This is a genomic window from Corynebacterium evansiae (assembly GCF_027570065.1).
Taxonomy (GTDB): Bacteria; Actinomycetota; Actinomycetes; order Mycobacteriales; family Mycobacteriaceae; genus Corynebacterium; species Corynebacterium evansiae.
On sequence record NZ_JAKMUT010000007.1, the window covers coordinates 159,637 to 184,182 of the forward strand.

15 protein-coding genes are annotated in these 24,546 nt (G+C 63.9%); 11 read left to right on the forward strand and 4 right to left on the reverse strand.

Annotation, left to right across the window (positions count from 1 at the left end):
• Window positions 1-54 precede the first annotated feature (54 nt).
• From gltB to L8V00_RS08690, 5 genes are all read left to right on the forward strand, one after another.
• Entirely contained in the window at window positions 55-4,662 is a 4,608-nt protein-coding gene (gene gltB, locus L8V00_RS08670) for a glutamate synthase large subunit (protein WP_269944762.1), read from the forward strand.
• Window positions 4,663-6,201, forward strand: a complete 1,539-nt coding sequence (locus tag L8V00_RS08675; protein WP_269944763.1) for a glutamate synthase subunit beta — start codon at window positions 4,663-4,665, stop codon at window positions 6,199-6,201.
• Window positions 6,198-6,893, forward strand: a complete 696-nt coding sequence (locus tag L8V00_RS08680; RefSeq protein WP_269944764.1) for a LysE family translocator — start codon at window positions 6,198-6,200, stop codon at window positions 6,891-6,893. Before L8V00_RS08675 ends, L8V00_RS08680 begins: the two co-directional genes overlap by 4 nt.
• Before the next feature lie 20 nt (window positions 6,894-6,913).
• Entirely contained in the window at window positions 6,914-7,306 is a 393-nt protein-coding gene (locus L8V00_RS08685) for an RNA-binding S4 domain-containing protein (RefSeq protein WP_269944765.1), read from the forward strand.
• Window positions 7,307-7,415: 109 nt separating this feature from the next.
• Complete coding sequence (locus tag L8V00_RS08690) at window positions 7,416-8,249, forward strand: VOC family protein (protein ID WP_269944766.1); 834 nt, start codon at window positions 7,416-7,418, stop codon at window positions 8,247-8,249.
• Window positions 8,250-8,271: 22 nt separating this feature from the next.
• Here L8V00_RS08690 and L8V00_RS08695 read toward each other — a convergent pair whose 3' ends face one another.
• Window positions 8,272-10,389, reverse strand: coding sequence for a M13 family metallopeptidase (locus tag L8V00_RS08695; protein WP_269944767.1), 2,118 nt, complete (start codon window positions 10,387-10,389; stop codon window positions 8,272-8,274).
• 61 nt (window positions 10,390-10,450) lie between these two features.
• On the opposite strand from L8V00_RS08695, the gene L8V00_RS08700 reads away from it, so the two are divergent.
• From L8V00_RS08700 to L8V00_RS08710, 3 genes are all read left to right on the forward strand, one after another.
• A complete protein-coding gene (locus L8V00_RS08700) occupies window positions 10,451-11,359 on the forward strand; it encodes a hypothetical protein (protein WP_269944768.1) in 909 nt (302 codons plus the stop codon).
• Complete coding sequence (locus L8V00_RS08705) at window positions 11,352-12,320, forward strand: PrsW family intramembrane metalloprotease (protein ID WP_269944777.1); 969 nt, start codon at window positions 11,352-11,354, stop codon at window positions 12,318-12,320. The genes L8V00_RS08700 and L8V00_RS08705 overlap by 8 nt, the downstream gene beginning before the upstream one ends.
• A 123-nt stretch (window positions 12,321-12,443) precedes the next feature.
• On the forward strand, window positions 12,444-13,889 hold the full coding sequence (locus L8V00_RS08710) for a glycoside hydrolase family 25 protein (RefSeq protein ID WP_049050641.1): 1,446 nt from the start codon (window positions 12,444-12,446) through the stop codon (window positions 13,887-13,889).
• A gap of 532 nt (window positions 13,890-14,421) precedes the next feature.
• Here L8V00_RS08710 and L8V00_RS08715 read toward each other — a convergent pair.
• From L8V00_RS08715 to L8V00_RS08725, 3 genes are all read right to left on the reverse strand, one after another.
• The gene (locus L8V00_RS08715) at window positions 14,422-17,895 is read right to left on the reverse strand and encodes an arabinosyltransferase domain-containing protein (protein ID WP_269944769.1); all 3,474 of its coding nucleotides are present in this window, start codon (window positions 17,893-17,895) and stop codon (window positions 14,422-14,424) included.
• Window positions 17,896-18,013: 118 nt separating this feature from the next.
• On the reverse strand, window positions 18,014-20,113 hold the full coding sequence (locus L8V00_RS08720) for a galactan 5-O-arabinofuranosyltransferase (RefSeq protein ID WP_269944770.1): 2,100 nt from the start codon (window positions 20,111-20,113) through the stop codon (window positions 18,014-18,016).
• Between the two features lie 82 nt (window positions 20,114-20,195).
• Complete coding sequence (locus L8V00_RS08725; RefSeq protein WP_269944771.1) at window positions 20,196-21,566, reverse strand: NYN domain-containing protein; 1,371 nt, start codon at window positions 21,564-21,566, stop codon at window positions 20,196-20,198.
• A 187-nt stretch (window positions 21,567-21,753) separates the two neighbouring features.
• Between L8V00_RS08725 and L8V00_RS08730 the strand changes: the two genes are divergently transcribed.
• The 3 genes from L8V00_RS08730 (at window position 21,754) to L8V00_RS08740 (ending at window position 24,367) form a co-directional block, all read left to right on the forward strand.
• Complete coding sequence (locus L8V00_RS08730; RefSeq protein WP_005292749.1) at window positions 21,754-22,128, forward strand: GntR family transcriptional regulator; 375 nt, start codon at window positions 21,754-21,756, stop codon at window positions 22,126-22,128.
• Window positions 22,125-23,057: an ATP-binding cassette domain-containing protein gene (locus L8V00_RS08735; protein ID WP_269944772.1), complete on the forward strand. Its 933-nt coding sequence runs from the start codon at window positions 22,125-22,127 to the stop codon at window positions 23,055-23,057. The genes L8V00_RS08730 and L8V00_RS08735 overlap by 4 nt, the downstream gene beginning before the upstream one ends.
• Window positions 23,058-23,155: 98 nt before the next feature.
• Entirely contained in the window at window positions 23,156-24,367 is a 1,212-nt protein-coding gene (locus tag L8V00_RS08740) for an ABC transporter permease (protein ID WP_237746290.1), read from the forward strand.
• Window positions 24,368-24,546: the final 179 nt, after the last annotated feature.

The window sequence follows — 24,546 nt, forward strand, 5'->3', positions numbered from 1 at the left end:
ACTTTATTCGCATATGCAAATGCAGTACTTGTGACGAAAGTTAGGCCGTAAATCATGAAAAACTACCCTGCACGCCAGGGTCTTTACGACCCCCAGTTTGAGCATGATGCGTGTGGTGTCGCCTTCGTGGCTGACATGCACGGCCGCGCGACACGCGACATTGTGGACAAGGGCATCCAGGCCCTGGTGAACCTGGATCACCGCGGCGCAGCTGGAGCGGAAAAGAACACCGGCGACGGCGCCGGCATCCTCATCCAGGTCCCCGACCGCTTCTACCGGGAGGAGATGGCCAAGCAGGACATCACCCTGCCGCCGGCCGGCCAGTACGCCACCGGCATCGCCTTCCTGCCGAACTCCCGCATGGCCGCGCTCGACGCGGTACGTGCCGTCGAGGCCATCGTGAAGGAAGAGGGCCTGAACCTCATCGGCTGGCGCGACGTGCCCGTCGACGACTCGAGCCTGGGCGCCATCGCGCGCGACGCCGAGCCGCTGTTCCACCAGCTCTTTATCTCTGGTGTTGACGCCGACGGCTCCCCCCTCGAGGGGCTCGAGCTCGACCGTCGCGCCTTTTTCGTCCGCAAGCGTGCAGAACGTGAACTAGGTACCAAGGGCGCAGGCGAGGGGTCTGGTGGAGACACCGTATACTTCCCCTCCCTGTCCTCCCGGACCGTCGTCTACAAGGGCATGCTGACCACCCCGCAGCTGCGGGAGTTCTACCTGGATCTGCAGGACGAGCGCATGGAGTCCGCGCTGGCCATCGTGCACTCGCGCTTCTCCACCAACACTTTCCCGTCCTGGCCGTTGGCGCACCCCTACCGCCTGGTTGCTCACAACGGTGAGATCAACACCGTCCGCGGTAACGAGAACTGGATGCGCGCTCGCGAATCCCAGCTGCGCTCCGAGGTGCTGGGCGACCTGGACCGCGTACTGCCGATCTGTGACCCGGAGGGTTCGGATACGGGCCGCTTCGACGAGGCCCTGGAGCTGCTGCACCTGGCCGGCCGCAGCCTGCCGCACGCCGTGCTGATGATGGTTCCGCAGGCGTGGGAGCGCAACCCGCACATCGACCCGCAGGTCCGCGCGTTCTACGAGTATCACTCCAGCTTCATGGAGGCTTGGGACGGCCCGGCCGCCATCACCTTCACCGACGGCACTCTCATCGGCGCCACCCTGGACCGCAACGGTCTGCGCCCGGGACGCATCTGGATCACCAAGGACGGCCTCGTCGTCATGGCTTCCGAGGCCGGCGTGCTGGACATCCCAGACAGCGAGATCGTTAAGCGCACCCGCGTGGAGCCGGGCAAGATGTTCCTGGTCGACACCGCTCGCGGCTGCGTAGTCGAGGACGAGGAGATCAAGCAGGCGCTGGCCGACCAGCCCTACCAGCAGTGGGTAGAAGAAAACCTGGTCCGCGAGTCCGACCTGCCGACCGCCGAGCCGATCGACATGAACCACGAGCGCATCGTCCTGCGCCAGCGGGTCTTCGGCTACACCGAGGAAGACCTCGAGACCCTGCTGCGCCCCATGGCCGACAAGGGTGCCGAGGGTATCGGCTCGATGGGTACCGATACCCCGATCGCCGCCCTATCCGACCGCCCGCGCTTGCTGTACGACTTCTTCGCGCAGCGTTTCGCGCAGGTGACCAACCCGCCGCTGGATAGCTACCGCGAGAAGATGGTCACCAGCATGTTCACCCAGCTGGGTGCGCAGGCGGATGTTCTTAACCCCGGTCCGGACGCCGCCCACCGTATCCACCTGGACAGCCCGATTCTGGGTAACCAGACGCTGGCCAACCTGGCGAATGCGGCGGAGAACGCCGAGGCCGCAGGCTCCGGCGTGGACTTGAGCGCCTTCAAGGCTGTGCGCATCCCGGGCCTGTACTCCGTCGCCCACGGCGGCAAGGGGCTGCGCGAGGCCATCAACCGCATTCGCCGCCAGGTCACCGAGGCGATCGAGGATGGCGCGACCATCCTGATCCTCTCCGACCGCGAGTCCGACGAGCGCTACGCCCCGATCCCGTCGCTGCTGCTGACCAGCGCCGTGCACCACCACATGGTGCAGGAGAAGACGCGCACCCGTGCATCGCTGGTGATCGAGTCCGGCGGAGCCCGCGAGGTGCACCACCTGGCCATGCTCATCAACTTCGGTGCGGATGCCATCAACCCGTACATGGCTCTCGAGACCGTTAATGAGATGGCCAACGACGGGCGAGTGGGCGTCACCGCAGAAGAAGCCGAGGAAAACTACATCAAGGCCGCGACCGCCGGCATCCAGAAGGTCATGTCCAAGATGGGCATCGCCACGGTGGCGAGCTACCGCGGCTCCCAGCTGGCCGACGTGGTGGGCCTGCACCAGAGCCTGCTCGACGAGTACTTCGTCGGCGCCTTCAGCCCCATCTCCGGCATCGGTCTGGACGAGATCGCTGACGACGTGGCCAAGCGCCACCGCGCGGCATTCCTGCCTCGCCCCGAAGAGCAGGCGCACCGCGAGCTCGAGATCGGCGGCGAGTACAAGTGGCGCCGCGAGGGCGAATACCACCTGTTCAACCCCGAGACCGTATTCAAGCTGCAGCACGCGACCCGCACCGGCCAGTATCGCATCTTCAAGGAGTACACCGACAAGGTCGACAAGCAGTCCGAGCGTCTGGCTACGCTGCGTGGCCTGTTCAAGTTCAAGTCCAACCGCCCGTCGATCCCGATCGAGGAGGTCGAGCCGGTCAGCGAGATCGTGAAGCGCTTCGCCACCGGTGCGATGTCCTACGGTTCTATCTCCGCCGAGGCGCACGAGACCCTGGCGATCGCCATGAACCGTCTGAAGGGCATGTCCAACTCCGGTGAGGGTGGCGAGGATCCGGCCCGTTTCGAGCCGGAGCCGAACGGCGATTGGAAGCGTTCCGCCATCAAGCAGGTGGCCTCCGGCCGCTTCGGCGTGACCAGCCACTACCTAAACAACTGCACGGACATCCAAATCAAGATGGCCCAGGGTGCGAAGCCGGGCGAGGGTGGCCAGCTGCCGCCGAGCAAGGTGTACCCCTGGATCGCCGAGGTGCGTGTGACCACCCCGGGCGTGGGCCTGATCTCCCCGCCCCCGCACCACGACATCTACTCCATCGAGGACCTGGCGCAGCTGATCCACGACCTGAAGAACGCCAACCCGGATGCCCGCATCCACGTCAAGCTCGTCGCCGAGCAGGGCGTGGGCACGGTCGCCGCCGGTGTGTCCAAGGCACACGCGGATGTGGTGCTGATCTCCGGCCACGATGGCGGCACCGGCGCCTCCCCGCTGACCTCGCTGAAGCACGCGGGTGGCCCGTGGGAGCTCGGCCTGGCCGAGACCCAGCAGACCCTGCTCATGAACGGCCTGCGCGACCGCATTACCGTGCAGTGTGACGGCCAGCTGAAGACCGGCCGCGACGTGATGGTGGCAGCCCTCCTGGGCGCCGAGGAATTCGGCTTCGCCACCGCCCCGCTGGTGGTCTCCGGCTGCATCATGATGCGCGTCTGCCACCTGGATACCTGCCCGGTGGGCGTGGCAACCCAGAACCCGGAGCTGCGAAAGCGCTACACGGGCCAGGCAGAGCACGTGGTGAACTTCTTCAAGTTCATCGCCGAAGAGGTCCGCGAATACCTCGCCGAGCTGGGCTTCCGCACCCTGGAAGAGGCCGTGGGCCACTCCGAGTGCCTGACCGGCGGCGAGATGGAAGTCGATCACAAGACCGCGGGCAAGCTGGACCTGGCGCCCATTTTCGCTCGGCCGGACAGCCCCTTCATGCACCAGGACCTGCACCGCACCAAGGAGCAGGACCACTCGCTGGACAAGGCGCTGGACAACCAGATCCGTTCTGATGCGCAAGACACGATTCGCCGCGCCGCTGCGGGCGAGGACATCTCGATCGACCTCAGCTACCCGATCACCAACGTCAACCGCACCGTTGGCACCATGACCGGCTCGCTGATCTCTCGCGTTGCCGGCCGCGATGGCCTGCCGCAGGACACTGTGAACCTGCAGTTCACGGGCTCCGCAGGTAACTCCTTCGGTGCTTTCGCCACCCACGGCATGACGCTCACCCTTAACGGTGACGCCAACGACTACGTGGGCAAGGGCCTGTCTGGCGGCCGCATTGTCATCCGCCCGGCCGCCAACCACGCGGCGGAGGATACGACCAGCGACGTCATCGCCGGCAACGTGCTGGGCTTCGGTGGCGTGCAGGGCGAAATGTTCATCCGCGGCACCGTGGGCGAGCGCTTCTGCGTGCGTAACTCCGGCCTGACCGCCGTCGTCGAGGGCGTGGGCAACCACGGCTGTGAGTACATGACGGGTGGCCGCGTCATCGTCCTGGGCAAGATCGGCAACAACTTCGCAGCCGGCATGTCCGGTGGCATTGCTTACCTGGTGGATGACGGTAGTGGCGTCACCGACCGAATCAACACCGAACTCGTCGACATCGAAAAGATCACTGACGAGGAAGAACTGCGCTGGGTCGAGCAGACGATCCAGACCCACCGCGACCTGACCGGATCTACCGTGGAGGTAAACGCCGCGGATCTGATCAAGGTCATGCCCCGCGACTACGCGCGCGTGCTCAAGACGATCGCACGAGCCGAAGCCGAAGGCTTGGACAACGACGGCATCGCCGCCGCAATCATGGAGGAAGTGAAGTAAATGGCTGATCCACGCGGATTTCTGAAGCACCGCCGCGAGTCGGCGGCACACCGACCCGTCCCGCTGCGCCTGCTGGATTGGAACGAGGTCTACGAAGACTTCTCCGACGACAAGGTGCAGACCCAGGCCAGCCGTTGCATGGACTGCGGCATCCCGTTCTGCCACGATGGCTGCCCGCTGGGCAACATCATCCCCGAGTGGAACGACCTGGTGCGCAAGGGCAACTGGCGCGAGGCCTACGACCGCCTGCACGCCACCAACAACTTCCCGGAGTTCACCGGCCGTCTGTGCCCCGCACCCTGCGAAGGCGCATGTGTGCTGGGTATCGGCGACGACCCGGTGAACATCAAGACCGTCGAGTACACCATCGTTGAGCACGCCTGGAAGGAAGGCTGGGTCAAGCCGATCAAGCCGAGCTTCAAGACCGGCCAGCGCGTGGCTGTCGTGGGCTCCGGCCCGGCCGGCCTGGCAGCCGCGCAGCAGCTGACCCGCGCGGGCCACGACGTCACCGTCTTCGAGCGCGCAGACCGCATCGGTGGCCTGATGCGCTACGGCGTGCCCGAGTACAAGATGGAAAAGAAGTGGATCGACCGCCGTCTGGAGCAGATGGAGGCCGAGGGCACGAAGTTCGTCGTCAACACCTCGCCGACCGGTGAGCAGCTGAAGGAGTTCGACGGCGTGATCGTCGCCATCGGCTCCACCGTTGGCCGCGATCTGCCCGTCGTGGGCCGCGACCTGAAGGGCGTCTACCAGGCGATGGAGTACCTGCCGGAGGCCAACAAGGTCTGCGAAGGCGACCGCGAGGTATCCACCATCAACGCCAAGGGCAAGCGCGTGGTGATCATCGGCGGTGGCGATACCGGTACCGACTGCTTCGGCACCGCGCTGCGCCAGGGCGCCATCTCGGTTTCCCAGTTCGACATCACCCCGAAGCCGCCGAAGACCCGAGGTGCCTCCACCCCGTGGCCGACCTACCCGCGCATCTGGCGCGTGGCGTCCGCCCACGAGGAGGGTGAGTACCGCGTGACCGGCAACGAGTCCGCCGACGAGATCGCCGCCCTGGGCCTGGCCGAGCGCCAGCCGGGCGACGAGCTGGGCATCCGCCGCTACTCCATCAACACGGTGGAGATCACCGGCGACGGCGAGAAGGTCACCGGCCTGAAGGGCGCCGAGTGCCGCTTTGGCGAGAACGGCTTGGAGAACATCCCGGAGTCCGACTTCGAGATGGATGCCGACCTGGTGCTGCTGGCGATGGGCTTCGTCTCCGTCGAGGAGACCCCGGTGGTGCGGGACCTGGGCCTGCAGATCGGCGAGCGCGGCCGCCTCGAGCGCGACGACACCTTCCGCGCCCAGCCCACCAACGCTGAGTTCGCGGATATTCCGGTGTTCGTCGCCGGCGACGCGGGCCGTGGCCAGTCCCTGATCGTGTGGGGCATCTCCGAGGGCCGTTCCGCCGCCGCGGAGCTGGACCGCGAGCTGATGGGCGAGACCGCCCTGCCGCGCCCGATCAACCCGACTGACGTGGCGATGCAGGCTTGAGCCTAGCCGCTTACCTAGGGCTGCTCGGTGCCTGGGTGCTGGCCATTACGATGCCAGGCCCGGACACCGTGCAGCTCATTCGTTTGGGTGCCCGTTCGCGCCGCTCGGCGGTGTTCGCGGCGCTGGGAATCTGCACGGGCAATGTGCTGTGGCCGGTGGTCACAATGCTGGGCCTGGCCGCGCTGATCGCGGCCTTCCCGTGGATCCTGACAGTGTTGTACCTGTTCGGCGGCTGTTTTCTGATCTACATGGGCCAGGGCGCGTTCCGTTCCGGATACGCGGATTGGCGCGCCCGGGCAGTCTTACCCACTGTGCCTCTTAGTGACGCCACCCGCGCCCCAACGGCCGAGGGTGGAGCGCAGGCTACGGCGCGCGCACCGCTGGGGGACTTCTCCTCTTGGCGCCTGGGGCTTGCGACGAACCTCTCCAACCCCAAGGCGCTGCTGTTCTTCGGTTCGGTGTTCGCGCAGTTCATCCCGGTGGACGTGTCCTTGCTGGACCGGCTGCTGGTACTGGTTCTGATGACTGTCGTGGGTGTGGCGTGGTTCTGCGGATTCGCCCTGGCGGTGGCCGCGGGAGCGGAGAAGATCCAGCGGATCAACCCCTTCATCGAAATGGTGGCCGGCGTGATCTTCGTCGTGCTGGGCGCCTTCCTGGCCTTCGAGGGCGTGCAGATGCTGATGGGTAGCTAAAGCCCGCTAGACTGAGGCGCATGGAGTTTCCAGAGGTCAGCATTCGCGATTCCGAAATCAAGCTGGGGCAGTTCATCAAACTGGCGAACCTGGTGGAGACCGGTGGGGAGGCCAAGGAGGCCATCGCCGCTGGGGTTGTGCAGGTCAACGGCGCGGTGGATACCCGCCGCGGCAAGGCGCTGCGCCCGGGCGACGAGGTGACCCTGGTGGATGCGGACACTGGCGACGTGCTGGCGGGAGCCGTGGTGGTTGGCGCGAGCGGCGCGGCGGGTGCTGGCGCTGCTGCGAATGGAACGGAGTCCGACGATGACCTCGGGGAATACTTCGACGAGTCCACCGCGGACGATGACTTCGATCCGGAGATGTGGCGCAACGTCAGCCTGGAAGACGTCCGCGAGGATAACGCGATCTAGCGTTAGCTGAATGCCTGGCCGGTGGAGGCCGGGTGGCGTCAATAAAAAACAACAGTTAGCCCCCAACAAGAGCACAAGCAAGAACACAAGAAAGAGCAGTGGAGGAACCATGCCCGCAATGATCGCTCAGCCCGGAATGCCCGTATGGCTGGACCTAGCCAGCACCGATGCGGCAGGGGCGGAGAAGTTCTACAGCGAGTTGCTGGGCTGGGAGTTCGAGCAGGTCTCCGATGGCTACGCCGTGGCGAAGAAGCAAGGCATGCCGGTGGCGGGCATCGCGCAGGTCCCGGAGGGCAACCAGTCCGTGTGGGGAGTGCTGCTGTACACCCCGGACGTGCAGCAGGCGCACGACAAGGCCGTGCAGGCGGGGGCGAAGTCCGTGCTGGAGCCGCAGGACCTGGGCGACCGTGGCGACATGGCCGTCATCGTCGACCCGTCGGGGGCCACGGTCGGCCTGCGCAATCCCGCGGACGAGCATGCGTTGATCGCCGCGGGCGAGCCCGGCACCCCGGTGTGGTTCGAGCTCATGGTGGCGCAGAACTGGGATACGACGCTGGAGTTTTACCACGAGCTGGCGGGCTGGGACATTAGGGCTGCGGGGGATGGCGCAGGAGATGGCTCAGGGGATGAGGAGTTCCGCTATGCCACCGGCGAGTTCGACGGCGCGGCAGTGGTTGGTCTGTGGGATACCTCCAAGCTGGAGGTGCCGGGGATGTGGACCGTTTACCTGGGCGTGGCGGACGTGGACGCCGCCATCGCCAGCACACCGGAGCTGGGCGGAAAGGTGATCCGCCCGGTTTGGGAATCCGAGTTTGGACGCATGGCCACCATCGAGGATCCGACGGGTGCGTTGGTGAACCTCTGCGAGATTGAGGAGTTCGTCCCCGACGAGGACGTGCACGAGCCGGACCTGCTGGCCCCGGAGAACTTCCAGGCGTTCTAGCGCGCCGGGCTGGCGGGCGCTGCTACCAGATGCAGACGCGCTCGTCCTCGGCGAGCCACATTCCGTCGCCCTCGGAGACGTCGAAGGCCTCGTAGAACTCCGCGATGTTGCTGGAGACCACGTTGCAGCGGAACTCCGCCGGCGAGTGCGGGTCGATGGAGGCGTACTGAGCCGCCATCTGCGGGCGGATCGCGGTCTGCCAGATCCGCGCCCAGCGCAGGAACACGCGCTGCAGGGCGGTGTACTCGGCGGTGTCCGGGTTGCCCTCGGCATCCACCAGCCCCTCGACCGGCAGCTTCTCCGCCGTCTCGAAGGTCTTCCCCTGGTCCGCCAGGTAGCGGCGCAGGGCCACGATGGCGATTCCCAATCCGCCGAGGTCACCGATATTCTCGCCCAGGGTGAAGCTGCCGTTAACGGTGTGCTCGGTGATGCCGCGCTGGCGCAGGCCCGTCGGCACCAGGCCATCGTACTGGGCCACCAGCTTGTCGGTCAGCGCGGTGAAGGCCTCGCGGTCCTCCTCGGTCCACCAGGAGTTCAGGTTTCCGTCGCCGTCGTACTTCGACCCCTGGTCGTCGAAGCCGTGGCCGATCTCGTGGCCAATCACCGCGCCGATGGCGCCGAAATTGCCGGCCATGTCCGCCGCCGGGTCGAAGAACGGCGGGCGCAGGATCGCCGCCGGGAAGGTGATGTCGTTCTTCACCGGGTTGTAGAACGCATTCACCGTCTGCGGGGTGGTGAACCAGGTCTCGTTGTCGCTGGGCTTGCCCAGCTTCGAGACCTCGTAGTTGTGGTTGAAGCGGCTGGCCGCCCGCACGTTCGCCAGCAGATCCGCGCCTGTGGAGCCGAATTCCAGGCCGTCGAAGTCACGCCACTTATCCGGGTAGCCGATCTTCGCCTCGAACTTCTCCAGCTTCGCCAGTGCCTTTTCGCGCGTCGCGGGGGTCATCCAGGCCAGTTCGCTGATGCGCTCGCGGTAGGCGGCGATCAGGTAGTCCACCAGCTCCAGCATCTTCTGCTTGTGCTCCGGCGGGAAGTGCTCGGCGACGAACTTCTTGCCGACTTCCTCGCCTACGGCACCTTCGACCAGCGCGACGCCGCGCTTCCACCGCGCCCGCTGCTCCGTAGCGCCGGACAGGGTCCGCCCGTAGAACTCCCAGTTCCGCAGGTTCACCTCCGTCGGCAGGTATGCCGCGCTGCTCAAGATCACCCGCCAGTAGGCCCACAGCTTCCACTCATCCAGGCCGCTGAACTGCGGGTTTTCGCCTCCGCCGGTGGCCATTGTCGCGACGTGCTCCAGGTAGCTGGGCTGGCACACCACGATCGTGCCCCCGCCCGCGCTCTGCGTATCCATGCCCGTGGCCGCCAGCCACTCGCGGAAAGGGAAGCCCGTCGGCAGATCCTCGACCTTTGTCGGGTTATAAGTCTTCTCCGCATCGCGGCTGGCCACGTTGTCCCAGTGCCCGTGCGCCAGCTCGGTCTCGAAAGCGCAGATCGCATCCGCCGCCGCAGCCGCGCCCGCATCCGCATACTTTCCGGGCAGCTCCAGTTCGCTGACCAGCCCCAGCATGTCCTCTACGAACTCGCGATAGGCCTCGCGGGTCGGCGCGTGCTGCTCCTCCCGGTAGTACGCCTCATCCGGCAGACCCAGCCCGGTCTGCACCAGGTAGGCGCGCTGAATGTCCTGGCTGGAATCCTTTTCGATCCAATACCCCGCAACACCACCGGTGCCCTCCATATCGAGCCTGCCGAGCACCTTGGCCAGGTCGCTGACCGAGGTGGCGTCACTAATAAGACCCAACGGCTCCCGCAGGCCGGCCAGACCCGCGGCGGCGATGCCCTGCACGTCCATAAAAGAGGAGTACAGGGCGCCCACTCGGCCGTTCGGCTCGTCGGTGGCGGCGGCCTCTACGATCTCGCGAACCTCCTGCTCGGCGAGGTCGCGCAGCTGGTGGAAGGTGCCGTCGACGGGGCGGTCGCTGGGGATCTTGTGGGTCGCCAGCCAGGCGCCGTTGACGTGCCGGTACAGGTCCTGCGCCGGCGAAGGCTGGGTGGCCTCGCCGGCCTGGTTCTGCGGCGCGGCCTCGGAGATGTCGTCCGGGATTTCTACAGCGTTAGTTTTTGCAGCGTTGTTTTCTACCATGCACACCACCTTAGACACCGCCGCGGACAGGGTGTCCCGCACAATGGTTAGGCTATGGCGTATGTTCCATCATCCCGCGCCACAGGGCCCGCCGCAGCGTCCGTCACAGGGGCGACCAGCCCGCCAGCCACAGCGACCGATGGCTCCGGTTCCTCCGGTGCCAGCCCGCCCCGCGCCACCCGCAAAGCCTGCCAAGCCCGCCCCGTCGACCACGTATCGCCCCGCACCGACCAGTCCGAAGCGCCGCGGTGCGTATTCGGCCTATCTTTTAGGGACACTGTTGTTGCTGGTTGGGGGCGTTTTTATTGTGGACGCCACCCTGGAAGACGAGCCCCAATCCCTGACCGTCGCGGAAGGGATGGCGGACTCGGTCCTCACCTATTCCGAGTGGCCACTGCGGTTTGCCTCCCTGGAGGAATGCCACGATTCGCCCGGCCTGGGGCGCCCCGGAGTGATGGAATTGGATTGCGATGGAGAAAGCTACGGAGTGACCGGCCTATCGGGTGTGGACGTGAAAGGCGGCGAGGAACCCATCTCGCAGGCCGTGAACCGCGCCGTGCGTGCGATAGTTTTCCAGGACGGTGTGAACCTGCAGTCGATCGACGTGCTGGGCAAGATCTCGGAGGAAAACCGGGAGCAGTTGAAGCAGATGCATGTCAAGCAACTGCGCGTGACGGATACCTACAAGCTGGGGGAGAAGCGATTCGTGGCGGTTGCGTTCGTGAAGGATCCGGATGCGGTTCCAGAAGAGGGCGCGGATGCTGGTGCCGGTGCGGACAATGGCGCCGGCGGGGAGCCCAATAGCGAACTGGAGCACAGCCTCGAACCCGACGGCACGGCCCCGATAGTGGTGGTGCAGATGCCGGTGAAGTCGGCGTCAATCAGAAAGCAGTTAGAAGAGATCGACGAGTTCGTGCGCGGCGTCAGCTTGGACGACAACGCAGAAAGCGCAGGTGAATCCGATGTTTAAGGTGCGCAACTACCGCGTGTTCGAGGTGCCACTAGAGTTTCACTTGAAGCATCCGCCCCAGCAGCGGCCGAAACTGCGACTATTCCGCGACGGCTGGCTGGCGGCGTACTGGTTGCTGGTGGTTCCGAGCCTCGTGATGTCCGGGTTTCTGCTGATCGGCAATAACCCCTCAACGGTGAGTCCGACGCTGGGGCTGGTGCTGCTGATCGGCGCGCTGCACCTGGCGGGAGCGCTGCTGTTGGTGTGGGCGCTGCCGATATATAGGGGCACACCCAAACGGCTGGTTGCGCTGGCAGTGCTGTGGGGTGGGGCGGCCTCCGTGGTGCTGGCGGCGGTGGTGATTCAGCCACCGGTGGTGAGCACCGTAGACAAGCTGGGCTGGCACGGGCTGACGGCCAGCTTTGGAGGCGCCTACCCGGAGGAGATCGCTAAGGGTCTGGGCATCTGGCTTCTGCTGTGGATGGGGCGCGCTTGGTGGAACCGCCCGTGGCACGGCATTATCGCCGGATTGCTGGTGGGGCTGGGTTTCGAGGTCTTCGAGAACATGATGTACGCGATGATGCTGGCGGTGATGGATCCGGTGTCTGACATGCAAGGAGCCTTGTCGACGTACCTCGTGCGCGTGATTGCCGGACCTGCCAAGCACATGATGTTCAGCGCGCTGGTCGGCTATGGGATCGGCCTGGCGATGTTCGTGGGAGCGAAAGCGGGGAAGCCGCGCGGTGTCGCCTGGCGCCTGGGGGCGGTCGTGCTGTGGGGCGGTCTTGGCTTCTTGACGCATTTTGCGTGGAATATTCGCTGGCTAGATGTGTCGCCGGTGTTCCAGCTGCTGTGGATGGGCTTTGTCTGGGTGGCGCTGGCGGCGCTCGCAGTATGGGCGATTGTGTGGACGAGTGTGGAGTTTCTGCGGTGGAAAAAGCGCGGTGTTTGCCCAGCTGTGGCGATATATCAGCGAGTGTGACGAAAATCACACAAGGGCTTGAGCAGGGATTTCCTGGCCAATGGTTTCATAGGGTGAAAGATGTGCCCCATGGGGTTGATGTGAATGATGTGAAATGTGTGGTTCTTGGGTATGGTGTGATTCATGATTTCACTGCCATGGCGTCGCTCCACGCGCACGTCCGTACCGAAACGCCTCACCGCAACGGCACTCGCTGGCTCCGCTTTGACGGTGGCAGCGCTCGTCGCCACCGATGTTGTTCCCGTCCCCTCGTGGGCGCTGAATGGCATCGACGTTGCCTCCCACCAGCACCCCGGTGGCGCAGCAATCGACTGGACTGCCGTGAAGCAGTCCGGCCAGTCCTTCGTCTTCGTGAAGGCGACCGAGGGCACGTCCTACACCAACCCGGCGTTCACCACGGACTCCGCGAAGGCCCAGCAGGCTGGCCTGGTTCCGGGTAGCTACCACTACGCCCGCCCGGGCAGCGGCAACCCGCGTGCCGAGGCTCGCCACTACGCCAGCGTTCTGGCTACCGGCGTGCAGCCCTCGCTGCCTCCGGTTCTGGACCTGGAGGAGCACGAGGGTCTGAACCCGACTCAGCTGCAGAACTGGGTCCGCGAGTGGATTGACGAGATCAAGGTTCAGACCGGCCGCGATCCGATCATCTACACCTACTACAGCTTCTGGATCCAGCGCATGGCCAATACCACTGAGTTCTCCGAGTACCCGCTGTGGCTGGCCTACTACCGCGACACCCTGCCGGATAAGATCCCGGGCGGTTGGGACCATGTCACCTTCTGGCAGTACTCCGGCTCTGGTCGCGTTAACGGCGTGCAGACCCAGGTGGACCTGAACAAGTACTACGGTGACGACGCTGCCCTGAACGCCTTGGCATCCGGCATGCCTGCGGATACCGCTGCAGGCCAGGCTTCCGAGGCGATGGATCCGATGCGTCCTGCCGTTGAAGGCGAGGCCGAGATCGCCAACAAGATTGAGCACGCCACCGGGGTGAATGTCCCGCTGGCATCCGACTTCATGATGCAGCTGCTGGGCGTTATCGGTGGCCGCGTGTCCCCGGACGTTCTGCTGACTCAGGGTAAGCAGCAGCTGCAGGGCATGGATCCGGCACAGGTCGCAGGATCCGCTGGCGGCCCGGATCAGGGTGCCCAGGCAACCGGTTCCGTGAAGACTGCCCAGGAGATTCTGACTGCCTACACCGCACTGTCCGGCGCACTGAAGGAGTTCAACGCTGGCGGTAACAAGCTGCCGGTCGAGGCCATCCTGAAGCTGATCCAGGGCTACGCACCGGGCGCTGGCGACCAGGGCGGCACGGTGAACATCGGCCAGGTTCTGAGCCTGCTGCAGCAGTTCGGCGGTATTTCCAACTGGAACGCCAAGCTGGAGAACGGCGAGGTTCAGCCCGACGCGAATGCCTTCGCTGAGCTGGCCGACGCCGCCAAGTCCGCGAACCCGGACGGCTCCGCGCCGACGGATGCTGCCGCCGCGCCGGCCGCTGGCCAGGCCCCCGCTGCAGGCCAGGCCCCGGCCGCTCCGGTTCCGCCGGCAGCCCCGGCTCCCGCTGCGAACTAAGCGCATGGTGCTTCCGCGCTAGGGAGCTAGCGGCTAAAAGAGAGAAGCGTCGCCCTGACCGGGCGGCGCTTTTTGCATCCCTATCCCGCTCTTGCACCCCTGTCTCGCTCTTGCTCGCACCCCACGCTCTTGCGCCTTTCCGCGGTCGCGCACCCCTGTCTCGGCGAGCTGCAACCGGGGAATGTCCCAAATTTTCCACTCTGTTTTTATAACCATCTATTTACGCAGGTCAGAGCGGTGCAAATTTTTGCTGCAAAGGCGCTACTCGTTGAAAGTGGAAGATTTGGGACATCGTCCCCCTAGCGCGAGGCATCCGCCGATGCATCGCGGCACTGCGGCATCGGAGGATCGGGGCACTGCGGCAACGGGGCACCGCGGCATGCGGCTGGGGAGTCCTCAGACCGTGGAGGCTGCAGGGCTCCTAGGGGCATGCATAAGTGCCAGGGCATGAAGGGGGACCAAGGCATGAAAAAGGGCGGGATGGTAGATCACCACCCCGCCCAGCCCTGCTCAGTGGCCGGCCCTGCGGAACCTAGTCCGAGAACTTCATCGGCCCGTTGTACCAGAGGCCAGAGCGCTTATCCGTCTCCGTATCCAGCTTCACCGGCTTCGGCTTATCGCCGTTCGCATTCGGGAACGGGGTCAGCTTGTCCAGCACACCCCAGTCCCGCTGCCAGTCGTCCTGCAGGTAGGTCGGTACCTCCTCGGCCTGCGAGGTCATCTGCACCAGCCCGTAGGAGCCACCGCCGGAGTAGTCCATCACCGGCGTGTGGTTGCTGCGCACGTCGTGGTCCGGCGAAATGCGGAACTCTGCTGCCTCTGCCACACCTGCCCAGTGGTCATACGGCTTCTGGCACGGGAACTGGAAAGCGATGGTCCAGTCCAGCAGTGTCGGTGCTTCGGAGCCCACGTAGTCGTTCAGCGACTCCATCTCCGGCACGCGCGGCGGCGTAATGGCAATCCACTGCGTAGGCGTCAGGTTCGGATCGTTCGCCACAATGCGCACCGAGTCCGCATCCTCCGGCACCTGGTCCATCGGGATGCGCAGGTTACGCCACTCGGGCGCGTAGCCCGGATCCAGCGGAATCTGCTCGCCGAGCACCTCAAAGTCCTCAGCCTTCTTGGAACCTCCGGACTTGCCGAACTGGACCTTGATCTCCTGGCCGTACTTGAAGATGCCGTCCATGTCGAAGTGTCCGACCTGCCCGGCCACGCTGAATACCAGCAGCGGCAGGCCCTCGCGATCCTCCGGCAGGCTGTACCAGCTGGTCGTAGTGTTTGCGGGCGTCTGCAGGCCCTCGGTGTACGAGCCGACCACTGGCACCTTGTTCGCGTCAATTCCGAACGGCAGCACGGCATAAGATCCGTTCACGCCCTTGGTGGCCTTCAGGCCGCCGGTGGTGCCGGATGCGTCGCCGCCGTCATTGCGGTCACTGCTGCTCGTCTCTTCCTCGGACTTGTTCGTTGCCCTATCTTGTGACGCCGCATTCTGCGTGTCTCCCTGGTCAGAGGAAGCGTTCGTGTCGTCGGAGCCGGAATCCTCGCTACGGAACTGGTCGGAAGAGCCCACCGTGGCCTGGGAGTCGCCGGTGGACTTGGAGTCGATCTTGGCGGGGATGTTGTTCGGCTCGAAGCCGCGACCCCCGCCGCTGGTCAGGGATTCCTTCAGGGAGCTACCGTCGGCAGGCTGGAGGAAGGAGTCGTTGGTGTTGGTTTCCACCAGAACATCCGCAGCCTGGTTACAGGTCTGGCCCGTGAGAGCCATCATGTTGCCCTTGCCCACGGAGTAGGCGGGCCACTGGCTGACCATGCCCTTCGTCAGGGAGGCCAGGGTGAACACGACCGTGAAGGCCGTCAGCACGGCGATTGGCGCGGCCGTCAGGCCGCGGAACTGGTGGAGCTTCTTAGTCTCGGCCCGTTCAAGATCTGCCACTTCCGATTCGGTGGTGGCACGGGCGCGTTTGGCGTCCGCAAGAAAGCCAACGATCACACCCCAGAAAAGAACCACGACAGATACAGCAAGCATCACGGTGCTAGCGGTGATACCAGAGAGCTGCACCGGCTTATCCCACCACGGCACGCCGTAGGAGGACAGGTACCACCAACCGTTCGGGCCGGCGAGGGTGAAGGCGAACAGCATCAGGGTAGAGCCCAGGAACAGCAGTTGGTTGCGCCTGGTCTGCAGCGCGAATCGCGAGGCGGCAACGGCTGCTAGAGCCGTCAGCGCAGCACCGATACCCGCGAACACGCCGAAGTGGTGGGTCCACTTGGTGGGCGTGAACGTCATGAAGAACAGCGTGCCCAGAATGATCAGCAACAGGCGGGTGGACGGAGCCTTAGCGGCACCGGTGATGCGCCCGTTGCGCAGCATGGCAGCCACGACGATGCCAATGCAGAAGAACAGCATGACCATGGTGAAGCGGCGCGGGAAGCTGCCGTCGACGGTCTGCTCCATGAGGGCTTCGTAGCGACGGAACTCCTCGAACCACTGCATAGACGGGCCGATTTCTCCGCGCAGCTTGATGGCCTCGGTGACGGTGCGCAGCGTCTGGTCTGCGAACACAGCCGTGAGGATCGCGGTGCCGGCGGCCAGGAACGGCGCGATCTGCGCCAGGATGGCCGCAATGACCGTCTTCTTCGGGGCACCCTTCGGTGCGCCCAACAGAGGCAGGCGGCGGGTGAGAATGCGAATCAGCGCGCCCAGGGAGGCCAGCAGGGCCGAGACGGCCATCAGGCCAGTCGGGCCCGCTCCCAGCGCCAGGGTGGCGATGATCGTGCCGACCGCGGCGGGTAGCAGGCGGTGGGTGGCGATGGCGCGTTCGAAGGAGACCCAAGCCAGCAGGGAGAGCACGGCGATGATCGGCTCCGGGCGCGTGCCGTTGTTGAAGGTCATCCAGAACAGCAGGAATGTCGCCGCCATGGTCCAGTGGGCGACTTGGCGCTGGTTGATCTTGGCGCCGAGGCGCGGCATGACCTCACGGGAAAGGACCAGCCACGTGACGATGCCCGCGATCAAGGAGGGCAGGCGCATCCAGATGGATGCGGAAGAGATCTGCGTCATCAGCGCCAGCAGGTCGTAGAACGGCGAGCCGAAGGGGGATTCCGGTACGCCGAACCACCGGTAGTAGTTGGCCATGTAGCCGGACTCGTGGGAGACCTTGGCCATGGTCAGCAGGTAACCGTCATCGGAGGTGTTGGCGCCGACGAAGTACCAGGCCAGCAGGATGAAGCCGACCACGCCGTCGAGCGGTCGGGGCTTCCACCAGTTGCGGTGGAACAAGCGGCGGGACGTGGTCCGCTTGTCGAGGATATCGATGCGGTACAGGCAGTACAGGGCGATCGCGGTGGCGATGATGCCTACGAAGATGGCCAGGTACTTGATAGCCGACGGGGAAGAGGTAAAGCGCGAATCGACGGTGACGTGTGCCTGGAAGCCCGCGTCGATCGTGTTGTTGGCGTTCTTCTCCGTGTTCTTGATGTCCGTGTAGATGCCGGTGAGGGCGGGGCGAACGTCGGCATCGATGGTGGAATCCAGCGCGTAGTCCAGGTGCTTGTCTGCGTCCGGGACCCAGGCGCGGGTGGATTCGTAGTTGGAGGTGATGCGCAGCTGCGCGTCGTCCGGCAGCTTCTGCAGGGCGTCCTTGTTGATGGACAGCGGAACGACGTTGCGCACGACCACGTCGAGGTTGTCGTCGGTGGAGCGGACGAACAAGCCGCGGAGGGTGGCCTCTGTGGATTCTGGCGGGAGGGTGGACAGGACATTTGTCGCACCTTCATCCAGGTTGCGCACTTCCTGGATCGGAACCGTGATGTCTACGTCTTGGGGGACGTAGGAGATCAGGGGCGCCTGGACGGAAGTGAGTTCATCGTCCTGAGGCCAGTTGAACGAGGACTGTACCTGGTTTACAGGCAGGAAAGGCAAAGATACGAACATCACCATGCCGATGAGGCCGGAGACGATGGACGCTAACTTTAGTTTCCCTGTTGGCTGCTGAACTTTAGACACAACAGGTAATTGTAGGCCACGGCCGGGCTAACACAGAACTCAATTAGCCTATTCGCCGGGATTTCTGTTAATTCCTGTTACTCAGGGAGCTTTTTGTGACGCCACCTACAGTGTTCACCTAGCGCTGGCGCACTGCGATGACAAACGGTCCGACCTGGTGCAGATTCCAGCCCTCGGAGAACGCGGAGGCGTCGAAGTGGATCGCGCGGAAACGCACGTTCGGCTGGCTGGGGTAGATGTCATCTGCCACCAGGTAGGTAAATGTGCCGTCGGCGGTGGTGCTGTCAGCGCCGTCGGTGTCGTCGACGCCGTCACCGCTGCTATCGGGGGAATCCAACTGCCCGCGCATGAGTAGCGCATCGGGTGCCTTCCACCCATTTGCTTTCTCTGCGTTGTCCATCGCAGCCAGCAGGTCCTTGGGATCCGTGATCTTGCTCCAGCCCTCGATCTCCTCGTTACGGCGAGCGAAGTCGCCCAACGGGTTGGCATAGTGTGAGGTAAAGGCCTGGTAGGCGTGGTACGGATAGTAGGCCATGAAGCTCTTCTCGTCCGTGAGCAGCACCTTGCCGGATCGGCCGCCGAGCTCCTCGGAGAGCACCTCGTCTACCTGCGAGTAGTACACGGCGGAATCGCCCGGAAGCTTGTCCGCACGTTTCCCATCGCCGTCGGTATCGGTGTAGGCGGTGTCGATGTGGTTCTCGTGCTCGAAGGGGATCTGCGTCGCATAGTGAATGCCACATACGGCCATCACGATAGCCATTACGCGGCTAATCAGTACGCCGTTCCTAGGCATGCGGCCCGCCGCAGCCGTGAGCTGCGGAACATGCACCAGTCGCCAATCTGCGATGGCCAGCACGCCCGAAACGGCGAGGATAATGCTGATTGGTACGGCCATGCGGAAGCCCAGCAGCGTGGTGCCGAAGACCGTCATCAGCAGCGACAGGATCACCCATGCGTAGCAGACGAGCAGGCCGAGCGTCAGGGCGCGAACGTCGCCGTCTTTACGGCGGAAAACCATCCAGATCAGCGCGATGATGGAGAGGATGCCAATGGCCGCAGACTCGAAGAATGGGGTGGGCACCTGTGTGGCAACTTCCGGCAGGTAGTGCTGCGCGGTGCTGGTGGATCCATGAGTCTGGGTGACCAGGCTCCATAGGTATGGTGCCCAGCCCAGCAGGGCGATGGCGATGGAGCCGGCGCCGATTGCCACCAGGCGGATCAGCGGTTTGATGCCGCGTACCATAACTGCGCCGACTACTGCGAGTACCACTACCGTCAGGGCGGATGCGGCTGTGTACAGCGTATAAAGGTTGGCCGAAAGCCCCAGATAGATGATGGATCCGACGAGCGCGGCGCGCCCTCCGTGCAGCGCGCGCCGGGCGAGGACAAACGCCGGTGCCATGCCCATTGCCACAATCGCCGCGTAGGGTTCATCGCCGCCGACCGTCAGGGTAACCGTCACGGTCACTAGTGCCAGTGCGCTGGCGATAGGTAGTGAACCGCAGATGCGCTGCCACACCGGCACCAGCATGCTGGCGGCCATCGCCATCGTGATGAGCGCCCAGGGCTGCATTGCCACCCAGCCGGCCAGGCCAAAGGTGCGGGCGAACAATCCGCCGCTGAAGAACCACAGGCCAGGGTAGAAGGAAGGCTGGTCGATGTATGCCATGTCCTCCCAGCCCAGCTGGTTGGTCATGCGGGTGAGGAACTGCGTGCGAAACGCCTGGTCTACGCTGATTCCGCCGAGGTAAAGCTGGGTTGCCGCCAGCGGGATACCCAGCGCTGCCAGCACCAGCACGGCCGGTGCAAGGTGCATGATCAGCTGCAGTAGGACGGAGACCCACCCGCGCAGAGCTGGCCGTTGCGATCCCCGTGCACCTAAGCCCTTACCTCGCGCATCTTTGCTCCGCGCGCCCTTGCCCTGCGAACCAGTAGCCTGCCCGCTGAGCATCCACTTCGCCGGGTAGACCCACCAGTAGCAGGCCAATCCGGTGAGCACGACCAGGATGGTGATGGCCGCGGTAGTTAGTCCGCGCAGCACGAAGCTATTGTTAAAAGCGGGGAAGTTCGTGTGCGCCATCAGGTACCACCCCAGGGTGGTTCCGGCGAATGCAAGCGCACCGGTCACAACGAGGCGCACGAGGGCTTGGCGGATGGACAGCGCGTCCTTGGTGAAGGGAACCGTCCGATCAGCCTGCGTGGCGGAACTTGAGCTCATTGCTTCATTCTTGCACACGCCCCGGACAACCCCAGCTGTCCGAAGCCGTGTGCGCGGGTCGCGTCCGTCACGCCCCGCTCAGTCAGCGCAGCATGATTGCCCTAATTCCGGAGTGGAATCCGTCGCGCAGGCCCACGCGCTGTGTTTCGGAGAGCGTGTACTCGTGCAGAGTCTCGCAAGCAAACTGCAGCAGTGGCCGGTCGATCTCCGGGGGCAGCCCGCCGCCCGACAGCAGGTGGGCGTTGTCGCGCTGTTCCTCGTTCGCCACGTTGTCGTACCACCACACCGCGTATTGCTGGCCAATGTCAGACGGGCTCTGCTCGCCCGCGGTCGCCCACACCTCGTTCGGCAGCGGCACGTAGCGGCTGCGCAGCTTGCGGTGGCGCGCCATCATGCCGGGGTTCGGACGCGGCTTCGGCTTGGGTGCTTCTGTTTCTTGTGCTTCTGCCGTCTTATTTTGTGACGCCGCCGTGCCCGGCTCGGCCGCCGCCTCAGCCGACGTACTGGGCTCCGTCGCTGCGGGTCGTACGCTGTCTGCATTTTGTGCAGCTTCGGCCGCATCCACCGCCTCAGCTGCAGTTTCCGTGGCGGGTTGGGTTGCCGGGGTTGGGGTGGCCTCCTGGTTCACGCTCGGATGGGTGGCGCCCCGGGAGGTAGCGGCTGGGCCACTGCGCACTGGTTCTGGAATCTGGGGAGTACCCGGAGTCTGTGGTTTGGCCGAGTCCGCGGGTCCGGTCGCGTCCGCATTGCCGACGGCGCCCTCCTTGGCTGAGTTTTCATCGGCAGGCCCATCCCCGGGAGCATCGGCGGCGGTGAGCACGCACGGACTCGAATCCGCCGGCTCTTCCGCGTCGCCCAGCGGCTTGTTTTCGGGTTGTTCGGGTTGTTCGCCAGCCGGCAGAGGGCCTTCCAATACCTGCAAGCGCATGGTGTCGCGGAAGTCTTCGCGCGGATCCAGGATTGTGGTCGTATCGCAGGCGAAGCGCAGAGCGGAGGACATGGAATCCCAGCCGAAGCCATATAGGTGCACGCGGATGCCTGCCGCGACGGCTTCTTCCACACCGGGCAGCATGTCGGCGTCACCAGAAACGAGCACGATGTCGGATACCTGGCGCTTCATCGCGGCGATAACGATGTCCGCGACCAGGCGTGTATCGACTGCTTTTTGGGTGCGGCGGTCGCCCCATTCGATCAGCTGGCCCGCTCGCAGTTGCACGCCCGGCTCGCTACGCAACGAGCGCTGGTAGCGGTGAGGGCCGGAGTCGGGGATGCCGTCGTACCAAAACTGCCGGTGAACGGGCTGTTTTAGTTGGTCCTGGATCATTTGGCCGAGGACCGCCACAACCTCCGGAAGGTCGATCTCTAACTGGGCGCGGGCCCCGGTGTCCCAGGAGTTATAAAAGCTCGCTAGCAGGTAAGACGTATCGACATAGACCTGTGTGCGTTCCAACATTGTTCATTGCTCTTTTCGTTTCGTTCGTAACTAGTTCTTGCATGTTCTTTCCCTCTAGCATGCCTGAAAACTTTGTTGTATAGTTAGTTACACAAGTAATCAACCAACTAACTAAGTGTGTTGAGAATGCATTGAGGCGCAGAGCGCACTGGGAGCTTGTTAAACAGCCCACGGAAGGAGGTGTCCCATGAATGAATCGTCTACTCCGCTTTTTCAGCAGGTCGCGGACCTCATCGCGGACGCGATCGTGGATGGGTCGCTTCCTGAGGGCGAACGCGCACCATCGACAAATGAACTCGCAGAATTTCACAGCATCAACCCCGCAACTGCCAGAAAAGGGCTGGCGCTACTCGTCGATCAAGGCGTGTTGGCCAAGAAACGAGGCGTGGGAATGTTCGTTGAACACGGCGCCCGCGAGCGAATCCTGGCCCTACGTAAGGAGGCTTTCGCCGCCAGCTACTTGGTTCCCCTCGTCGACGAGGCCGCCAAGTTGGGCATGAATCGCACACAGTTAAAAACCCTCATGGACAAAGTCGCAGAAAGTCGAGGACTCTACGAATGATTGCCACTACGTATCCCGACGCAGCATCTGGCGTCGCCCCCGATATCGAGCTGCGTGATGTCAGGCGCAGGCTCGGCTTCACTCACGCCCTTGATGGCGTGACGGCGCACCTGCCAGGGGGTCGCGTCTATGGCCTTATCGGCCGCAACGGCGCTGGTAAGACCACTCTGCTGCGCACGATTGCCGGCCAGCTGCGGGCCAAGGGCGAGGTTCTCATTGGCGGCCAGCCGGTCTACGACAACACCGCAGTCCTTAATAGCTTGATCCTTTCTGGCCCCGATGTGCCGTGGCCTTCGGATATTAAGGTCAAGCAGCTGCTCAATGTGGTTGCCGCCCGCTGGGAGACCTGGGATCAGCGCTATGCGGACCAGCTCTGCGAAGACTTCGAGGTCGATACGCGCAAACCCCTGTCTAAGCTCTCGCGCGGACAAAAGTCCCTGGTCTCGATCGTTATTGGACTGGCTGCGCAGTGCCCCGTCACTCTCCTCGATGAGCCCTACCTGGGCCTTGACGTCCAGAATCGCGAGTTGTTCTACAAACTCTTGCTGCAGGATGTCGAGCGCAACCCGCGCACATTCATCCTCTCCACCCACCACGTCGACGACGCTGCTCGCATCCTCGATTCCGTCGTCCTCCTCGACAAGGGCCGCATTACGGGAGTCGGCACCCTCGACGCCATCACCGAACGCATCGCGATCCTCTCTGGTTCCGCCGCGGCAGTCGAAGCCACGCTCGGCGAGGTTGGGGCCACTGGTTCTGTTCTTAATGACGCCACGTCCTCCGGGCTACGCCGAGTAGTCCTTGACACTCACGGTCTGGGAACCGACAGTGTGCAGGATCTCGCCGCCCGCATTGAGGGCAGCGGGGTTCGCGTAACCAGCGCGGACCTGGAGCAGGCGGTGCTAGCGCTGACCGGAAGGGAGTTCTAGCCTTGGAGAACGCCTACCGGCCCCTGCCCTGGGGAACGCACTGGAAACTGGCCATGCGCCAGCTGCTGCCTAAAGCTGGGAACCTAGGTCTTAGCACAGTGTTCATCTTGCTGATCCTCTTCTTCGCAATGGGCGGCGAAGAAATCAACGGGTTTAAGCTGGGGATATACCTACTATTTGGGCTTTCGCTGGGGCTGCAGCCGATCACCGCAGTGTGGGACAAGGCCCAGCTTCGCGCTCTGGGAATGAGCGTGGCGGATATCCGCCGAAACCTCCTGATAGTTATGCCAGTTACATCGGCAGTCGTCTGTGGCGCGATGCTGCTGGGCTACGTCGTTGCGCAAAACTTCGATTGGCACATCCCGGCATTCAGGGTTGTCCTAGGATTCGTCTTCCTCGTGCATGTGGCCAGCATCATCGGGGCTCTGGCACGTGTCGGGGATAATAGTGAGGTCATCAAGGCCGCCAAGAGCGACTCTAGCGATCCTGAGGAAGACGAGACCGCCCAAGCGGATAAGGCCGCGTTGACTGGATTGTTTAACGCGGAGACGAGGTGGCGTCAACAAGAAAAGAAGGGCAACAACCCCACGGCGCTCAACTACCTTGCAGCCTGGCGGATCGACGGCTTCATGGCTTGGATGCACCTGGCTGGACTCATCGCGATAGTCGTCGGTGTGATCGGTTGGTTCGCCTCAGGGCTAACGGCTAGTGGGGCGATGTGGCTGTACCCGGCCGCGATGATTCTGCTGGTGGCTGCCTACTACCTCGGTGAGACGCTGAACTCGAGCTTGCGCAATTGGCTGGTGCTCTCCGGCGATCGCCGCAGCTGGTACGCAACGGCTATGGGGCGGCTTGCTTTGTGGATGCCGGGAGTGGGGCTGTTGGTGCTGATCGGAACGGCGGAGTTCGCGCTGTTTAGCGTTCTGTTCCCAGGAGTCGGCGATCTAGAACTGCACGTAAGCGGGAAGGGCCTGCTGATGACCCTGCTCGTTGCAGCGACAGTGGCAATGGCCTTTGGCTCGGTGGTAATCGTGAGCTTTTGGGTGAGCAACCGCTTCAGCGGATGGATGAGGTGGGTGGCCAGCCTGCTGGCCATCATGCTGATGTCTGTCGCGATGGCGGTGATCATCGTCTCGGTTGAAGAGATTGATGAGGCTGGAATCGACCTATTGGGGCCTGTTGGTGCAATCCTTGGAGCAGTGGGTGTGGTGACAGTGCTCGTATTCGCAGCGCTGCGATGGGGGATCGGGCGCTTCGATACGGCCCATGAGTCAATCCAGGAGAATCTGGGGCTGGATTCGGAGGCCTAGAACGCCCTGCGAAAATGCGTACTGAACTGCGGGTTTGTGTTTGGTGTGGGGTGTGTGTACATTAATCCAAGTCAGCGCGACACAGCACCGCGAGTTACAGACTCTCGGAACGCTGGAAGTCATAAGCGTCTGGCCAATCATTTTGAAGCTGTAAAAACAGTTCGTGTGTGCGAGTGCAG